This is a genomic window from Streptomyces sp. NPDC048514 (genome assembly GCF_043199955.1).
Lineage (GTDB): Bacteria > Actinomycetota > Actinomycetes > Streptomycetales > Streptomycetaceae > Streptomyces.
Genome location: NZ_JBICWT010000009.1, coordinates 18,105 through 34,351 on the forward strand (window position 1 = coordinate 18,105; position 16,247 = coordinate 34,351).

The window sequence follows — 16,247 nt, forward strand, 5'->3', positions numbered from 1 at the left end:
CAAGTTCCGTCCACTGTCGTAATCGTGGAACTTCTGACAAGATCCCTCCGCGTCACCCGTGACACACCGGAACAGTGGACCAATGCCCAGGTCAGGGCCGTCAGTCCACCTGGGGAGGAAAGTTCGATGCGATTCGCGTCCCGGTTCAGGGCGTCCAGGACCGCCGCGCTGCTCAGCGCCGTGGTCCTGGCCGCCGGACTGCAGTTGGGCACCGCTCCGGAGGCCGCCGCCGCCGTGTCCGAGGGCCCGGTCTTCAACAAGCCGACCGGCACCGTGGAGGAGCAGCAGGCCATCCGCACCCGGCTGCTGACGTTCATCGGCACCGCGGCACCCGGGTCGGACATCAAGGTGGCGATGTACCACCTGTGGGACGAGGAGGTCGCCCGCGCGCTCGCCGACGCACACACGGCCCGGGGGGTCGACGTCCAGGTGATGCTGGACAACTCGAGCTCCACCTCGACCACCGACGGCTCGTACGGCATTCTCGAGGACGCCCTGGGCACCGACCGGTCCCAGTCGTCCTTCGTCGGCACCTGTCCGCCGAAGCAGTCCTGCCTCGGTGACCCGGACGTCCTGCCCAGCAACGGCCTGAACCACAACAAGTTCTGGCTGTTCTCCCAGGTCGACGGGGCGTCCGACCTCGTGGTGCAGAGTTCCTCGAACATGTCGCCCTCGGCGTACAGCCGCATGTGGAACAACGCGTTCCTGCTGCCGTTCAACGTGCCGCTGTACACGGCGTACACGAACTACTTCGCCGATCTGAAGGCGATGGACTGGCGGGCCTGGACCTACAGTTCGACCACGGCGAGCCCGTTCAAGGTGTACTTCTTCCCCTATCCGGGTTCGGGGAACGGCAAGGACACCATCTGGAACATCCTCGACAAGGTGACCTGCAGCTACACCTCGGGCGGCGTCACCAGGCAGACCAAGGTACGCGTCGCCGTGCTCCGGCTGACCCGGCAGGGTGTCGCCGAGAAGCTGACGGCCCTGCAGAAGGCCGGCTGCTCGGTCGACGTCGTCTACGCCGAGACCGACAGCGCCGCGAGCACGGGCGCGCCGGGCACCTGGGAGGCGCTGCACGCCTCCGGCGGCCCCTCCGTGCGCTGCTACAACTGGGACGAGGACGGCGACCCCGGCACCACCAACTCGGTCGTGCACTCCAAGTACCTGCTGATCGACGGCAAGTACGACGGTGCGGTCAACAAGGTGCTGTGGACCGGGAGCCACAACTACTCGGGCCCCTCGCTCCGGGAGAACGACGAGGCGCTGCTCAAGGTGGACGACTCGGCCTACCACGACGCCTATGTCGGCAACTTCGACGCCGTGAAGGCCGCCGCGGTCCCCGGCACCGCCGACGGCACCGACGCCTGCAAGGGTGTCACCGGCACGGCCGACTGAGCGCTCCCGAACCGTGCCGGCGCGCTAGAAGAGGGCCGCCCCCCGCTCGAAGTCCAGCAGCCGGCGCTTGCGGTCCAGGCCGCCGCCGTACCCCGTCAGGCCGCCGTCGGCGCCGATCACCCGGTGGCAGGGCACGATGATGCCGACCGGGTTGCGGCCGTTGGCCAGCCCGACCGCGCGGGAGGCCCGGGGACTGCCGAGGGCGTCCGCGAGTTCCCCGTAGGTGAGGGTCCCGCCGTAGGGGATGCGGGTGAGCTGTTCCCAGACCCTGCGCTGGAACGGGGTTCCGTGCAGGGCCGGTTCGAGGCTGAACCGGGTCAGCTCACCCGCGAAGTAGGCGGACAGCTGCTCCTCCGCCCGGGCGAAGCAGCGCAGACCGCTCGTGCGCGGTCCGAAGCTCTCCTCGGGCGGCCGGTGCCGCTGACCGGCCATGTACAGGCCGCACAGGGCGCCGTCGGCGTCGGCGACGAGGGTGAGCGGTCCGTACGGACTGTCGATGACGGTGTGGCTGTTCACTGCTGAACCTTCCTAGACGGGGAGGAAGTTGATCGGGTGGCTGTCGGTCGCCCACAGGTACTGGACCGCGTACGCCCGCCACGGGCGCCAGGCCTCGGCGCGCGCGGTGAGCGCGGCCGGCGTGGACGGCAGGCCCAGCTCTCCCGCGGCTCGGCGGATGCCGAGGTCGGTCGGGAGGAAGGCGTCGGGGTCGCCGAGCGCGCGCATGGCGATGACGTCGACGGTCCAGGGCCCGAAGCCCGGCAGGGCGAGCAGCCGGGCGCGGGTCTCGGCCCAGTCCGATTCGACACCCAGGTGCAGGGTGCCGTCGGCGAGTTGCCGGACGAGGGTGGTGAGGGTGGTGCGCCGGGTGCGGGGCATGGCCAGGGTCCCTGGGTCCACGGCGGCCAGGGCATCAGGGGCCGGGAAGAGGTGGGTGAGGCCGCCCTCGGGATCGTCGAGCGGCTTGCCGTGCGCGGTGACCAGGCGGGCGGCATGGGTGCGGGCGGCGGCCGTGGACACCTGCTGTCCCAGCACGGCGCGGACGGCGAACTCGGCCTCGTCGACCGTGCGCGGCACCCGGCGGCCCGGGGCCCGGTCGACCAGCGGCGCCAGCACCGGGTCGGTGCGCAGCCGGCCGTCGACGGCGACCGGGTCGGCGTCCAGGTCGAGCATGCGGCGGCAGCGGCTGATCGCCACGGTCAGATCGCGCAGGTCGCTCAGGGTGAGCCGGCAGGCGATGTGGTCGGGCCGCGGGGTGAGGGCGACGATGCCGTGTCCGTAGGGCAGCCGGAGCGTGCGCCGGTAGGCGCCGTCGCGCCACTCCTCGACGCCGGGTACGGCCGTGGCGGCGAGGTGCCCGAAGAGGTTGCCGGGGTTGAGCGGGGCCCGGAACGGCAGGCGCAGGGAGAGGCTGCCCGGGGTGTTCGCCACGCGGTCGCCGGGGACTCGGGCGCGCAGCGCGCTCGGGGACAGGGCGAAGACCTCGCGGACGGTGTCGTTGAAGGCGCGGATGGAGGAGAAGCCGGCCGCGAAGGCGATCTCCGCCATCGGCAGCGGCGTGGTCTCGATGAGCAGCCGTGCGGTCTGGGCGCGCTGGGCGCGGGCCAATGCGAGGGGCCCCGCGCCCAGCTCGGCGAGCAGTTGCCGCTCCACCTGCCGGGTGCTGTAGCCGAGGCGGCCGGCGAGGCCGGGCACGCCCTCGCGGTCCACGACGCCGTCGGCGATCAGCCGCATGGCCCGGGCGACCAGGTCGGCGCGCCGGTTCCATTCCGGGGAGCCGGGGCTGGTGTCGGGGCGGCAGCGCTTGCAGGCCCGGAAGCCGGCCTGCTGGCAGGCGGCCGCGCTCGGGTAGAACGTCATGTTCTCGGCCTTGGGCGGAACCACCGGGCAGCTGGGCCGGCAGTAGATCCGCGTGGTCAGGACCGCCGTGAAGAACCATCCGTCGAACCGCGCGTCCTTGGACCGCACAGCGTGTACGCAGTGCTCCCGGTCGAGGTGCATCCCTGTCTGCATACGTCCAGCATCGACCACCGCCCACCCCGTTCGCTGGCGGGAATCCGACACGTACGTGGGGGTGAGCTGGGCCGGGTCGCGCCCGGGAAGGGGGCTCCTAGGCGGGGCCCTCCCGCCGGAACCGGGTGACCCACTCGGCGGTGGTCCGCAGCCCGCCGAACGTGTAGAAGTGCACCTTCACCCGCCCGTGCCGCGCGGGGTCGTAGCGGCGGGCCAGGGTGTGCAGGAAACGGTCCGGACCGGTCGCCCCCATCAGGTTGGTCAGCGAGAAGCCGTACTTGCGGGCGACGGAGGTGCTGGTGGCGACGCCGAACCTGGTGGCGTAGCCGAGCAGCCGGCGTACGCCCGCCGGGCCGGGGACGCCGATGCGGACCGGCAGGTGCACACCGCGGGCGCGGACGGCCTCCAGCCAGGTGAGGACGGGGTCGGCGTCGAAACCGAACTGGGTGATGACGTCGCCGCCGAACCGCTCGGCGTCGATGGCGGCCGCCTTGTCGGTGAGCGCCGACCACAGGGTGGGGGCGGGTATCGCCGGGTGGCCCTCCGGATAGCCGGCGACACCGATGTGGCGGACGCCGTGGTGCCGCAGCAGGCCGGTGCGCAGCAGGGCGAGGGCGTCCTCGTACGGGCCCTCGGGGCGAGCCGGGTCGCCGCCGACCACGAACACGTTCTCGGCCGTGCCGTCCGCCGCCAGCCCGGACAGGAAGTCCTCCAGGGCGGAGCGCGAGGGCAGCCGGCGCGCGGAGATGTGCGGTACGGGGACGAAACCGAGGCGTTTGACCGCGCGGGCCGCCACCAGCCGTGTGCCGAGGTCCTCACCGGCGAGGAAGGTGATGTTGATCCGGGTGCCGGGCGGAATGCCGTCGCATGCCTCCTCCAGCCGGGGCACGTCCTTGCCGGTCATCTCCAGGGAGAAGTCGTCGAGCAGGGAGAACCCGGTGGACAGCGGCGGGCCGGCAGGCGCAGAGGAGGTGGAGGTGGTCCGGTGCGGGCTCTCGGCTCCGTTCCTGCCGGGGGTGTCCCCGTCGGGCGGGGCGGTGAGAGCGGGGTTCATCGTGCTCCTCGTACGACGGTGGTCCTGACCCCGGCCGATGATGCCACGCGGACCGCCGACGCCCCGGCCCAGGGGTGGGCACCGGTTCGCCGCCGTCCCGGCCGGGGGCGACGGGATCGGCTGCCGTCCCGGCCGGGGGCGACGGGATCGGCTGCCGTCCCGGCCGGGGCGCACGGGATCGGCTGCCGTCCCGGCCGGGGGGGCGGGCAGGGTCCGCAGCCGCCCCGGTTCAGGGGGCACGCGCCAGGTCCGCGACCGCCCCGGCCCGGGGGTGCGCATCGGCCCGCCCCCGGGGCCACCGTCACCGGGCAGGCGGAACGCAGGAGCCACCGTCACCGGGCAGGCGGAACGCAGGGGCCACCGTCACCGGGCAGGCGGAACGCAGGGGCCACCGTCACCGGGCAGGCGGAACGCAGGGGCCACCGTCACCGGGCGGGCGGAACGCAGGAGCTACCGGGACCGGGCGGGCGGAACCGGGACGCCGGGACCGCCGGAGCTCACAGCAGGTCCTCGATGGTGATCGGTATGGTCCGCATCCGCCTGCCGGTCGCGTGGTGGACGGCGTTCACGATCGCCGCCGCGGCACCGACCTGACCGATCTCGCCCACGCCCTTGACGCCCAGCGGATTCACCACGTCGTCCTCGACCTCGATCAGGTCGACGTCGACGTCGGGGGCGTCGGCGTTGACGGCGACGAGGTACTCCCCCAGGCTGGCGCTGGCCCAGTGGCCGGTGCGCGGATGGGTGTGGTTGGCCTCCAGCAGTGCCTGTCCCAGACCCCAGAGCATGCCGCCCATCAGCTGGCTCCGCGCGGTCTTGGGGTTGAGCACCCGGCCGGGGGCGAAAGCCCCGGCCATCCGCCGTACCCGGACCAGTCCGAGCTCCGCGTCCACGGCCACCTCGGCGAACTGCGCCCCGAAGGTCATCATCGCGAATTCCGGGTCCCGGCCCGGCGGACTCCACGCCCCGGACGCCTCGGCGTCGGGCTGGAAGTTGCGCTGCAGCAGATCGGCGTAGGAGTCCGCGGCGGTCCCGGCGGTCAGCAGCCCGTCCCGCGCGACCACGTCGAGCGGGTCGGCCCCGTGGAGCGGGGAGTTCGCGTCCGCGACGGCACGGCCGATGAGCTGGTTGCGCAGAGCGGTCCCGGCACTGTGCACGGCCGCGCTGATCATGCCCGCGCCCGCGGAGCCCACCGCGGCCGCGATGTTCGGCAGGTCCGTGTCGCCGTTCTCGAACCGGCAGCGGTCCACCGGCAGCCCGAGGGCGTCGGCGGCGACCTGGGTCATGACCGTGGCGACACCCGTGCCGAAGTCGGGCGTGGCGGCCTGGACGACGGCGGTGCCGTCGGCGTACACGCGGGCCCGCGCGCGCTGCGGATTGGCGGGCGGGGCCACCGGATAGCCGGCGCTGGCCATACCCGTGCCGATCAGCCAGTCACCCTCGCGCCGCACGCCCGGCCGAGGGTCACGGCCCTCCCAGCCGAAGCGCGCGGCGCCGCGCCGGTAGCACTCCCGCAGGCCGCTGCTGGACCAGGGCAGGCCGGACGAGGGGCTCACGTCGGCGTGGTTGCGCAGCCGCAACTCGATGGGATCCAGGCCGAGTTCGTGGGCGAGTTCATCCATCGCGCACTCCAGCGCGAGCATGCCGGTCGCCTCGCCGGGGGCCCGCATGAACGTCGGGGTCATCGTGTTGGCCCGGAAGATCCGGTAGACGCCGTCGAAGTTCGGGCAGGCGTAGATCTCCGACGTGACACCGATCGAGGGCTCGGCCCAGTCGTCGAAGTGCGAGGTCGGCGACAGCTTGTGATGCCTGATCGCGGTCAGCCGGCCGTCGCGCGTCGCACCCAGGGCGATGTGCTGCTCCTGCTCCTCGCGATGCCCGACCGACGTGAACATCTGCTCGCGGGTCAGCACCAGTCTGACCGGCCTGCCGACCTCCCGTGCGGCCATCGCGGCCAGAGCCGCATGGTTGTGGATCATGGCCTTGGAGCCGAAGCTGCCGCCCACGAAGTGGCTGACGACCCGGACCTTCGACAGCGGGACGCCGAGCAGCCGGGCGACGGTGATCTGGGTGGCGTTGACCCCTTGGGTCGAGTCGTACAGCACCAGCTCGTCGCCGTCCCACTCGGCCGTGGTTCCGGAGGCCTCCAGGGGGTTGTGGTTGTTCGCGGCGTACGTGAAGGTCGCCTCCACCCGTACGTCCGCCTCGGCGAGGCCCGCCTCGACGTCCCCGCGCCCGACCCGGCCCGGCAGCCAGCCGCCGAAGATGCGATCGGGCACGTACGCCTGGTCACGGCCCTGCTCCAGCGTGGTGACCGGCCGCGTCTCCGCGTAGTGGACGCGCACCGCGCTCGCCGCGTGCTGGGCCCGCTCCCAGGTGTCGGCCACGACGATCGCGAGGTGCTGGCCCGCGTAGTGGATCACGTCGTCCTGCATGGGGAAGAAGGTCTGCCCGGGCGCCGCGGTGCCGGCCAGCGAGGGGATCAGTGGCGGCTGCTCGGCGATCCTCGGCAGGTTCTGGTGGGTGAGGACGGCGAGCACGCCCTCCTCCTCCAGGGCGGCGGTCGTGTCGATGCCGGTGACGCGGCCGTTCGCGATGCGGGACCCGACCAGACAGGCGTACACCATGCCGGGGACCGGTATCTCGGCGGAGTAGCGGGCGCTGCCGGTGACCTTGGAGCGGCCGTCGACGCGGTCGAGGGGCTGTCCTATTGCCGTCGCGGTCGTCATGCCGGGCTCCTGCCACTGCCGTCGCCATCGCCGTGGGCATCGCCGTGGACGCCGCCGTCGCCGTCGCCGTCGCCGTCGCCGTCGGTCAGGGTCTCCAGGGCACGCACGACGGCACGCTGGGCGAGTTCGATCTTGAACGCGTTCATGCGGGTCGGCCGGGCTTCGATCAGCTCCACCCGGGCCGCCTGGGCGAAGTTGCCCCGGTTCACCCGCGCCCCGATCAGGAAGTCCTCGACCCGCCGGGCCCGCCAGGGTTTCGTGGCCACCCCTCCCAGCGCCACCCGTACGTCCGCGATGGTGCCGTCCACCACGGACACCGCCGCCGCCACCGAGACGAGCGCGAACTCGTAGCTCTCGCGGTCCCGCACCTTCAGATAGAGCGAGTGGCGCGCCAGGGGCATCGCGGGCACCTCGATCGCGGTGATCAGTTCGCCGTGCTCCATCGGGTGCTCACGGTGCGGGGAGTCCCCGGGCGGCAGGAAGAAGTCGTCGAACTCGTAGGCCCGCTCGCCCTGCGGTCCCAGCGTGTGCACCCGGGCGTCGACGGCCATCAGCGCCACGGCCACGTCCGAGGGGTGGGTGGCGATGCAGTGCTCACTGGTGCCCAGCACGGCGTGGCCACGGCTGAACCCCTCGACGGCCGAGCAGCCGGTGCCCGGATCGCGCTTGTTGCAGGGTGACACCGCGTCCCGGTAGTACGAACACCGCGCCCGTTGCAGCAGGTTACCTCCCATGGACGCCATGTGACGCAACTGTGCCGAGGCGCCGAGTTCCAGGGCCTGGCTGATCAGCGGGAACCGTTCGCGCACCGTGGGTGACGCCGCGACCTCGCTCATCCGGGCGAGGGCACCGATCCGCAGGCCCCCCTCGGGGGTCGTCTCGATGCCGGTCAGCGGAAGGCCGTTGATGTCGACAAGGCGCCGAGGGTGCAGGACGTTCTGCCGGAGCAGATCGATCTCGGTGGTGCCGCCGGCGAGGAAGTCGCTGGTGGGATCGGCGCTGACGGCGGCGACCGCGGTCGCGGTGTCGGTGGCTCGGGAGTAGCTGATCGGCCGCACGGCAGAGCTCCTAGGATCCGTTGTCGCGGACAGCGCGGATCGCGGCCCGTATGTGGGGGTAGGCGGCGCAGCGGCAGATGTTGCCGCTCATCCACTCCTTGATCTCGGCGTCGTCGTTCGCGTGGCCCTCCTTCAGCAGTGCCACGGCCGACATGATCTGGCCGGGTGTGCAGTAGCCGCACTGGAAGGCGTCCTCGGTGATGAACGCCTCTTGTACGGCGTGCAGTTCGCCCCCTTCGGCTTCGGTGAGTCCCTCGATCGTGGTCACCTCGTGCCCCTCGCACGTCACAGCGAGCGTCAGGCAGGCCAGCACGCGCCTGCCGTCCACCCAGACGGTGCAGGCGCCGCAGGTGCCCTGGTCGCACCCCTTCTTGGCGCCGGTGAGGGCGAGGTGCTCGCGCAGAGCGTCGAGCAGGCTGACCCGGGGCTCGATCTCCACGGAGCGTTCGGCGCCGTTCACCGTCAAGGTGACCCTCACCGGGCCCGGACCGCGCTCCTCGATGACGCGCCCACGCTCGGTGAGGGCCGGACCGTGTACAGACATGGGGCACCTCCAGCATCGGACGTTTTCATCCTCATACCGCCTCATAGGTGCTGCAACCGTGGGATCCCGGTACGAGCGGCGTCGCGCGGGAGTCCCCCGGGGCCCGCGGCAGCCGGGGCCCCTGCGCGGGCGACGATGGCTTGCTCATGCGGTTCCGGCATGCGGAGGGCGTCCGGGCCGCGTCTTGCGGACTCTCCTTCGATGTGTTCCACGCAACCGGTGCCGAAGCCGCGGCGGACAGCGTCCCGCGCTCCGCCGTGTACACCACCCGGGCCGAAACCGGTGCCGGCGCGGCACATTGAATCCGGTGAACCGGGGCTTTGCCTGAGGCTGTTGTCCACCCCGGTGAGGGGCGAGCGGTCGCGGCGCCGTCAGCCGGCCCCGTCGCCGGCCTCCCGGGCGAACGCCTCGTACGCCCGCTCGTCGAAGAGGACGAAGCGTGCCTCCTCGACGGCCGTCGGTGTGTTACGGACCGTGCCCACGGCGATGCGTGCCGCGTCGTCCATGGGCCACCGGTACACACCGGTGGAGACGGCCGGGAACGCGACCGTGCGGGCGCCGAGTTCGTCGGCCACCCGGAGGGACTCCCGGTAGCAGGCGGCGAGCAGGTCGGAGCGGTCCTCGGTGGCGGACCAGACCGGGCCCACCGTGTGGATCACCCAGCGGGCGTCGAGCTCGCCCGCCGTGGTGGCGACCGCCTGCCCGGTGGGCAGCCCGCCGCCGTACCGGGAGGCACGCAGCCTGCGGCAGTCCTCGAGGAGGGCGGGGCCGCCCCGGCGGTGGATCGCGCCGTCCACTCCCCCGCCGCCGAGGAGGGAGGAGTTGGCGGCGTTGACGATCGCGTCGGCGTGCTGGCGGGTGATGTCGCCCCGCACGAGCGTGATGGTGATGGTCATGTCTGCCTCAGCCTCCGCCAGACGGCCTTGGCCGCGTTGTGCCCCGACATGCCGTGCACGCCCGGCCCCGGCGGGGTGGCCGAGGAGCAGATGAACACTGCCGGGTGGGGGGTGTGGTACGGGAACGGGGACAGCTTGGGGCGCAGCAGGAGCTGGAGTCCGGAGGCCGCGCCGCAGGCGATGTCGCCGCCGACGTAGTTGGCGTTGCGGGCGGCCATCTCGGCGGGGCCGGCCACGGCGCGGGCGAGTACCCGGTCGCGGAAGCCGGGGGCGAAGCGCTCCAGCTGGCGTTCCATGGCGTCGGTGAGGTCGCCGGACCAGCCGTTCGGGACGTGGCCGTAGGCCCAGAAGACGTGCTTGCCCTCGGGGGCCCGGCCGGGGTCGACGACGCTGGGCTGCACGGTGATCATGAAGGGGCGGCCCGGGGCGCGGCCCTCGCGGGAGGCGGCGCGCAGGGCGGTGCCGATCTCGGCACTGCTCGCGCCGATCTGGACGGTTCCGGCGGCGCGGGCCTCGGGCGCGGTCCAGGGCACCGGGCCGTCCAGCGCGTAGTCGATCTTGAAGACGCTGGGGCCGTACCGGTAGTTCGCGTAGTGGTCGCCGAGGCCGGCGATGCGGGCGAGCGCGGTGGGTGAGGTGTCGAAGACGTAGGCGCGGGCCGGTGGCAGGTCGTCCAGTCGCTTGACCTCGTAATCGGTGTGCACGGCACCGCCGAGGTCCCTGAAGTGGGCGGCGAGGGCGTCGGAGATCGCCTGCGAGCCGCCGCGGGGCACCGGCCAGCCGCGCGCGTGCGCGGCCAGGGCGAACACCAGGCCGATGGCGCCGGTGGCCAGGCCGCCGAGCGGAGCCATCACGTGCGCGACCAGGCCGGCGAAGAGGGTCTTGGCCCGGTCGTCCCTGAATCGGCGCATCAGCCAGGTGGACGGCGGCAGCCCGGCCAGGCCGAAGCGCGCGAGGGTGACGGGATCGCGCGGGAGCGCGGTCAGCGGCAGGGACATGAAGTCGCGTACCAGGGTGTCCCAGTGGGGCAGGAACGGCTCGACGAGTCTGCGGTACGCGCCCGCGTCCCGCGGCCCGAAGGACGCCGCGGTCTGGGCCACCGACCGGGACAGCACGGCCGCGCTGCCGTCGAGGAACGGGTGTGCCATCGGCAGCTCGGCGTGCAGCCACTCCAGGCCGTAGCGCTCCAGGGGCAGGGCGCGGAAGGCGGGCGAGTTGATGCCGAGGGGGTGGGCGGCCGAGCACGGGTCGTGCCGGAAGCCGGGCAGGGTCAGCTCCTCGGTGCGGGCGCCGCCACCCACGGTCGGCTTCGCCTCGAAGAGGGCGACCGAGAACCCGCGGCGGGCCAGCTCCACGGCAGCCGTCAGTCCGTTCGGTCCCGCTCCCACCACGACCGCATCGAGCATCGACGGCACCTTCGGACCCCTTCGTCAGCCGATGGCCAGTCCGGTCAGGATATGCCGCGGGGCCGGCACTCCCCGGCCCGGGTGGCCCGCGGCCGGCGCCCCGGCCGGCCGACGGGCCCAGCGGAATGCCCGCCCGGAGCGTCGGCTCCCGCCCCGGGGGGGGCGCGCCGATGCCCTCAGACCGCCGTGCGCAGCAGGTCGGCCAGCCGGCGGGCGGTGGCGGCGTCGCGGGCGGCGGTGAACGGCAGTGCGTTGCCGCCGGTCACCCGGAACGGCTCGCCGCTGAGCGTGCTGTGCGCACCGCCCGCCTCCTCGACCAGGAGCAGGCCGGCCGCGTGGTCCCAGGCGGCCTCCCAGGAGAAGGCCACGGCGTCCAACTCGCCCCGGGCCACGGCGAGGTATTCGAGGCCCGCGGATCCGCAGGGCCGGGGGGCGACGCCGTCGGTCCACAGCGCGCGCAGGGAGCGCTTCTGCTCGTCGGTCGTGTAGTCGGGGTGGGAGGTGGCGACGGCCAGGTCCCGGCCGGGCGCGGGCGGGCCCGCGAACAGCCGCTCGCCGTCGAGGAAGGCGCCCCGGCCACGGAGGGCGGTGGCGAACCGGTCGCGTGCCGCCGCATAGGTCCATGAGGCGACGACGACGCCGCGGTGGGCGAGGGCGACCAGCGTGCAGAAGCCGTCGTCGCCGTGCACGAACTGGCGGGTGCCGTCGACCGGGTCCACGATCCACACCGGGGCGTCGCCCTGGAGCGCGTCGTAGGTCGCGGGGTTGGCGTGCACCGCCTCCTCGCCGACCACGACGGAACCGGGCAGCAGTGACCGGAGGTCCTCGGTGAGCCGCAGCTCGGCGAGCCGGTCGGCGTCCGTCACCAGGTCGTGCGGTCCGCTCTTCTGGTCCACCTCGTGCTCGGCGAGGCGGCGGAAGCGGGGCAGGATCTCGGCCGCGGCCGCCTTGCGGACCGCTTCTTCCACGTCGTGCGGGCAGCGGGTGAGAAACTCGTCGATGGTTTCCATGTCTTCGATCATTTCTCCATGAGAACATGCGGCACTGACAACACCCGCCCGCCCGGTGCACGCGAGGTGGAATCGGGATGAAGGACCGGGGCCGGACGTGACCCGCGCGGGCCGGGCCTCATCGAAGGCGCGGCCTCGTCAGCGCCCGGCCTCGTCCGCAGCCCGGCCTGGCCGGCAGCCCTCTCCTCAGAAGCCCGGCGGCATGAGAAACCGGGCAGCGTCAGCGGCCCACCGCGTACCCCTGCATCCCGCGCGGGTTGGCCGCCGCCGACAGGACGCCGGTCTCCGGGTCCCGCGCGACCACGCACAGGCGGCCTTCCGACCAGGCTGGACCGACGGTGACGTCGTGGCCGCGTCGCCGCAGTTCCTCGATCACGGCTGCGTCCGTACGGGACTCCAGGGTCACGCTGCCGGGGCGGCGGCCGCGAGGGTGGAAGGAGCTGGGGAAGCTGTCGTTGTGCCAGTTCGGGGCGTCGATGGCGCCCTGCAGGTCCAGGCCGCCGCGGACGGGGGCGCGCAGGGCGGCGGCGAGGAGGAAGTGCAGCTGCCACTGGTCCTGCTGGTCGCCGCCGGGCGTGCCGAACGCCATGACCGGCACCCCGTCGCGCAGCGCGAGGGACGGCGTGAGGGTCGTACGGGGGCGGCGGCCGGGGGTGAGGGTGTTCGGCAACCCCTCCTCCAGCCAGGTCATCTGCAGCCTGGTGCCGAGCGGGAAGCCCAGCTCGGGCACGACCGGGTTGGACTGGAGCCAGCCGCCGCTCGGGGTGGCCGCGATCATGTTGCCCCAGCGGTCCACCACGTCGAGATGACAGGTGTCGCCGCGGGTGGCGCCGTCGACCGCCACGTACGGCTCGCCGGGGATCTCGGCGACGGTCGGCTCCCCCGCGCCCATCGGGTCGAATCCGGCGGCGGGCTCCACGCGCGTGTGGGCCAGTGCCGGCAGGCGCGGGGTGCGCCCTCCGGGACTGCCGGGGCGCAGCTCGTAGGATGCCTGCGCGCCGATCAGGGCCCGTCGTGCGGCGTTGTAGTCGTCCGAGAGGAGGCCGGCGAGCGGAACGTCGGCCGCGTCGCCGTACCAGGCCTCGCGGTCGGCCATGGCGAGCTTGCAGCCCTCGATCAGCAGGTGCACGTAGTCGGCGGAGCCGTGGGCGGGCAGCTCGGACGGGAGCAGGGCGAGCTGCTGCAGCAGAGCGGGGCCCTGGCTCCAGGGGCCCGCCTTGCACACGGTCCAGCCGTTCCAGTCGTACGTCACCGGCGTCTCGTAGGCCGCCGTCCAGCCGGCCAGGTCGGCCTCGGTGAGGGTGCCGGTGTGCCGTGCGCCGCTGGTGTCCAGAGTGGGCCGCCCGGACTGCCGTACCAGGGCCTCGGCGATGAAGCCGCAACGCCACACCTCGCGCGCGGCGTCGATCCTGGCCTCCCGGCCACCGGCCCCGGCGGTCTCGGCGAGCAGCCGCTTCCAGGTGGCCGCCAGGGCGGGGTTGCGCAGCAGCTCGCCGGGCCGGGGTGCCCGGCCGCCGGGCAGGTAGACCTCCGCCGACGACGTCCACTCCGTCTCGAACAGCTCCCGTACGGCCTCCACCGTCGCACCGACGTTCTCCACGGGCGGGTGCCCGTGCTCGGCGTAGCCGACGGCGTACTTCAGGACGTCGTCGAGGGACTTGGTGCCGTGGTCGCGCAGGAGCGTCAGCCAGGCGTCGAAGGCGCCGGGCACGGCGGCCGCGAGCGGTCCGGTGCCGGGGACGAGGTCGAGGCCGAGTCCGCGGTAGTGCGCGGCCGTGGCGCCCGCCGGGGCCACGCCCTGCCCGCACAGCACGCGCACCGCACCGCCCGCCGGGGCGAGCAGGATCGGCACCTCGCCGGCGGGCCCGTTCAGATGCGGCTCCACCACGTGCAGCACGAACGCCCCGGCCACCGCGGCGTCGAAGGCGTTGCCGCCGTCCTCCAGGACCGCCATCGCCGACTGCGAGGCGAGCCAGTGGGTGGAGGACGCCATGCCGAAGGTCCCCTGGAGGGTCGGCCGGGTGGTGAACAACAGCGCGCTCCTCGGCTCGGGTACGTCCTTCGGGTGATCGTACGGACATGGCCGCCGCCCGGGAACACCCCCGCCGCGCCCCACGTTGATCTCGTACAGCGGGAACGGAGGCCCAGAGGGTGCACGGTGAGTACAAGGTGCCGGGCGGCAAGCTCGTCGTCGTGGACGTGGACGCCGAGGACGGTGTGCTGCGGCGCGTGCGGGTGGCGGGGGACTTCTTCCTGGAGCCGGACGAGGCGCTGGACGCGATGAACGGCGCGCTGGAGGGTGCTCCGGCGGACACCGACGCGGCGGGGCTCGCCGCACGCGTCGAGGCGGCGCTGCCCACCGGGACGGTGATGTACGGCCTGACCGCCGAGGGCGTGGCGATCGCGGTGCGCCGGGCCCTCGCGCACGCCACGGACTGGACGGACTACGCCTGGCAGCTGATCCACGAGGGCCCGCAGTCCCCGGCCCTGCACATGGCGCTGGACGAGGTGCTGACCGCGGAGGTCGCCGCGGGCCGCCGGCCGCCGACGCTGCGGGTGTGGGAGTGGGCCGCCCCCTCGGTGATCATCGGCAGCTTCCAGTCCCTGCGCAACGAGGTCGACCCGCAGGGCGCCGCGCGGCACGGCGTCGAGGTGGTGCGCCGGATCTCCGGCGGCGGGGCGATGTTCGTGGAGCCCGGCAACACGATCACCTACTCGCTGTCGGTGCCCGAGTCCCTGGTGCAGGGCCTGTCGTTCCAGGACAGTTACGCCTACCTGGACGACTGGGTGCTGGGCGCCCTGGGCGACATGGGCATCCGGGCCTGGTACCAGCCGCTGAACGACATCGCCACCGACCAGGGCAAGATCGCGGGCGCGGCGCAGAAGCGGATCGTCGGCCCCGGTGGCGCACCGGGTGCCGTGCTGCACCACGTGACCATGTCGTACGACATCGACGCCGGCAAGATGGTCGAGGTGCTGCGGATCGGGCGGGAGAAGCTGTCCGACAAGGGCACCGGGAGCGCGAAGAAGCGGGTCGATCCGCTGCGCCGGCAGACCGGACTGCCGCGCGAGGCGGTCATCGACCGGATGATCGAATCGTTCCGCGCGCGGTACGGACTGGCGCAGGGCGAGATCACCGATGCCGAGCTGGCCCGGGCCGAGGAGCTGGCGCGGACCAAGTTCACCTCCGCGCAGTGGACGGCGAGAGTGCCGTGACGGCCGTCCGTCCGACGGCGTCGCGTCGCCGTTTCGACGGCATCGCGACGGCATAAGGGGCAGAGCGGTACCTCGTGAACGCGCTGTCGTGATCGCCCGGGCACGCAGCGAGTTCGCCCTTCCGCCGCACAGGCAGTCGTGTGACACTGTCGTCCCCGTCCACCCCGCGGACCCCTTCCCCACCCCCTCCCCCACGAGAAGTGCGCCGTGCGTTCTCTTCCTCTGCCGCTCGCCCTCACCGCGCGTCTCACGCCGGTCGCGGTCCTGGCCTGCGCCGGCTGGGCGCTGACGTCCGGCCCGGCCGCGCCGCCCGCCGCCGCACACCGGCCGGCGTCCCAGGAGAAGCCGGCCGGCTCCTCCTCCGCCGCCCCGTCGTCCACCGCGGCGGCCAAGGTGTACGCCTCCGCGCCCGCCCCGTGCTCCAGCGTGCCCGCGGGCACCGTCAAGTCGCTGGTGCCCGGGGCGAAGACGGCGGGTAAGGAGATCCCCTCGACGGACACCGCCCTGCGCCGCACCTGTTCATGGAACGCGCTCCAGGGCTACGACTACCGCTGGCTGGACGTGTCGTTCGAGATCAGCGACTCGGCACCGGAGGCGAAGCGGGAGTACGAGCAGCGGGTCGGCGAGAAGAGCGGCGGCGGGGCCGTTCCGGGACTCGGGGACTCCGCGTACTCCGTCGTCGACCTCACCACGGAGGACAGGCAGCAGACCCGCGAGGGCGTGGTGATGGTGCGGGCCGCCAACGCCCTGGTGATCGTCACCTTCAACGGCAGCGACTTCGAGACGAAGAAGGCCCCGAGCACGGACGAGATCAACAAGGGGGCCATCAAGGCGGCGAAGGCCGCGGTCGGCGCGCTGGGGAGCGGACAGCCGAGCTGACCCCCCCCCGTGACGCGGACACGGGCCCTCGGACCACGGCGGACCAT

General features: G+C 73.3%; 13 protein-coding genes. 3 read left to right on the top strand and 10 right to left on the bottom strand.

The features are described 5' to 3' along the window. The first annotated feature begins 126 nt into the window (after window positions 1-126). A complete protein-coding gene (locus ACGFT2_RS20505) occupies window positions 127-1,398 on the top strand; it encodes a phospholipase D-like domain-containing protein (protein WP_393280097.1) in 1,272 nt (423 codons plus the stop codon). A gap of 24 nt (window positions 1,399-1,422) precedes the next feature. Here the strand turns inward: ACGFT2_RS20505 and ACGFT2_RS20510 are convergent, their stop codons facing one another. From ACGFT2_RS20510 to ACGFT2_RS20555, 10 genes are all read right to left on the bottom strand, one after another. Beyond that, entirely contained in the window at window positions 1,423-1,914 is a 492-nt protein-coding gene (locus ACGFT2_RS20510) for a methylated-DNA--[protein]-cysteine S-methyltransferase (protein ID WP_393280100.1), read from the bottom strand. Between the two features lie 12 nt (window positions 1,915-1,926). Continuing rightward, on the bottom strand, window positions 1,927-3,408 hold the full coding sequence (locus ACGFT2_RS20515) for an AlkA N-terminal domain-containing protein (protein WP_393280103.1): 1,482 nt from the start codon (window positions 3,406-3,408) through the stop codon (window positions 1,927-1,929). 97 nt (window positions 3,409-3,505) lie between these two features. Further along, complete coding sequence (locus ACGFT2_RS20520) at window positions 3,506-4,312, bottom strand: methylenetetrahydrofolate reductase (protein WP_393280952.1); 807 nt, start codon at window positions 4,310-4,312, stop codon at window positions 3,506-3,508. 647 nt (window positions 4,313-4,959) lie between these two features. Continuing rightward, window positions 4,960-7,191, bottom strand: a complete 2,232-nt coding sequence (locus ACGFT2_RS20525; RefSeq protein ID WP_393280105.1) for a xanthine dehydrogenase family protein molybdopterin-binding subunit — start codon at window positions 7,189-7,191, stop codon at window positions 4,960-4,962. Continuing rightward, a complete protein-coding gene (locus ACGFT2_RS20530; RefSeq protein ID WP_393280108.1) occupies window positions 7,188-8,249 on the bottom strand; it encodes an FAD binding domain-containing protein in 1,062 nt (353 codons plus the stop codon). Before ACGFT2_RS20530 ends, ACGFT2_RS20525 begins: the two co-directional genes overlap by 4 nt. A 10-nt stretch (window positions 8,250-8,259) precedes the next feature. Further along, entirely contained in the window at window positions 8,260-8,793 is a 534-nt protein-coding gene (locus tag ACGFT2_RS20535) for a (2Fe-2S)-binding protein (RefSeq protein ID WP_393280110.1), read from the bottom strand. A 371-nt stretch (window positions 8,794-9,164) separates the two neighbouring features. Further along, a complete protein-coding gene (locus ACGFT2_RS20540; RefSeq protein WP_393280113.1) occupies window positions 9,165-9,689 on the bottom strand; it encodes an O-acetyl-ADP-ribose deacetylase in 525 nt (174 codons plus the stop codon). Further along, on the bottom strand, window positions 9,686-11,095 hold the full coding sequence (locus tag ACGFT2_RS20545) for a phytoene desaturase family protein (protein ID WP_393280116.1): 1,410 nt from the start codon (window positions 11,093-11,095) through the stop codon (window positions 9,686-9,688). The genes ACGFT2_RS20540 and ACGFT2_RS20545 overlap by 4 nt, the downstream gene beginning before the upstream one ends. Before the next feature lie 176 nt (window positions 11,096-11,271). Further along, window positions 11,272-12,117 carry an inositol monophosphatase family protein gene (locus ACGFT2_RS20550; protein WP_393280119.1) on the bottom strand — a complete coding sequence of 282 codons (846 nt, stop codon included), beginning with the start codon at window positions 12,115-12,117 and terminating at the stop codon, window positions 11,272-11,274. Window positions 12,118-12,325: 208 nt separating this feature from the next. After that, complete coding sequence (locus ACGFT2_RS20555) at window positions 12,326-14,137, bottom strand: gamma-glutamyltransferase family protein (protein WP_393280122.1); 1,812 nt, start codon at window positions 14,135-14,137, stop codon at window positions 12,326-12,328. Between the two features lie 119 nt (window positions 14,138-14,256). Here ACGFT2_RS20555 and ACGFT2_RS20560 point away from each other — a divergent pair, with 119 nt between their 5' ends. Continuing rightward, entirely contained in the window at window positions 14,257-15,321 is a 1,065-nt protein-coding gene (locus ACGFT2_RS20560; RefSeq protein ID WP_393280124.1) for a biotin/lipoate A/B protein ligase family protein, read from the top strand. A gap of 207 nt (window positions 15,322-15,528) precedes the next feature. Continuing rightward, window positions 15,529-16,200: a hypothetical protein gene (locus ACGFT2_RS20565; RefSeq protein WP_393280127.1), complete on the top strand. Its 672-nt coding sequence runs from the start codon at window positions 15,529-15,531 to the stop codon at window positions 16,198-16,200. Window positions 16,201-16,247: the final 47 nt, after the last annotated feature.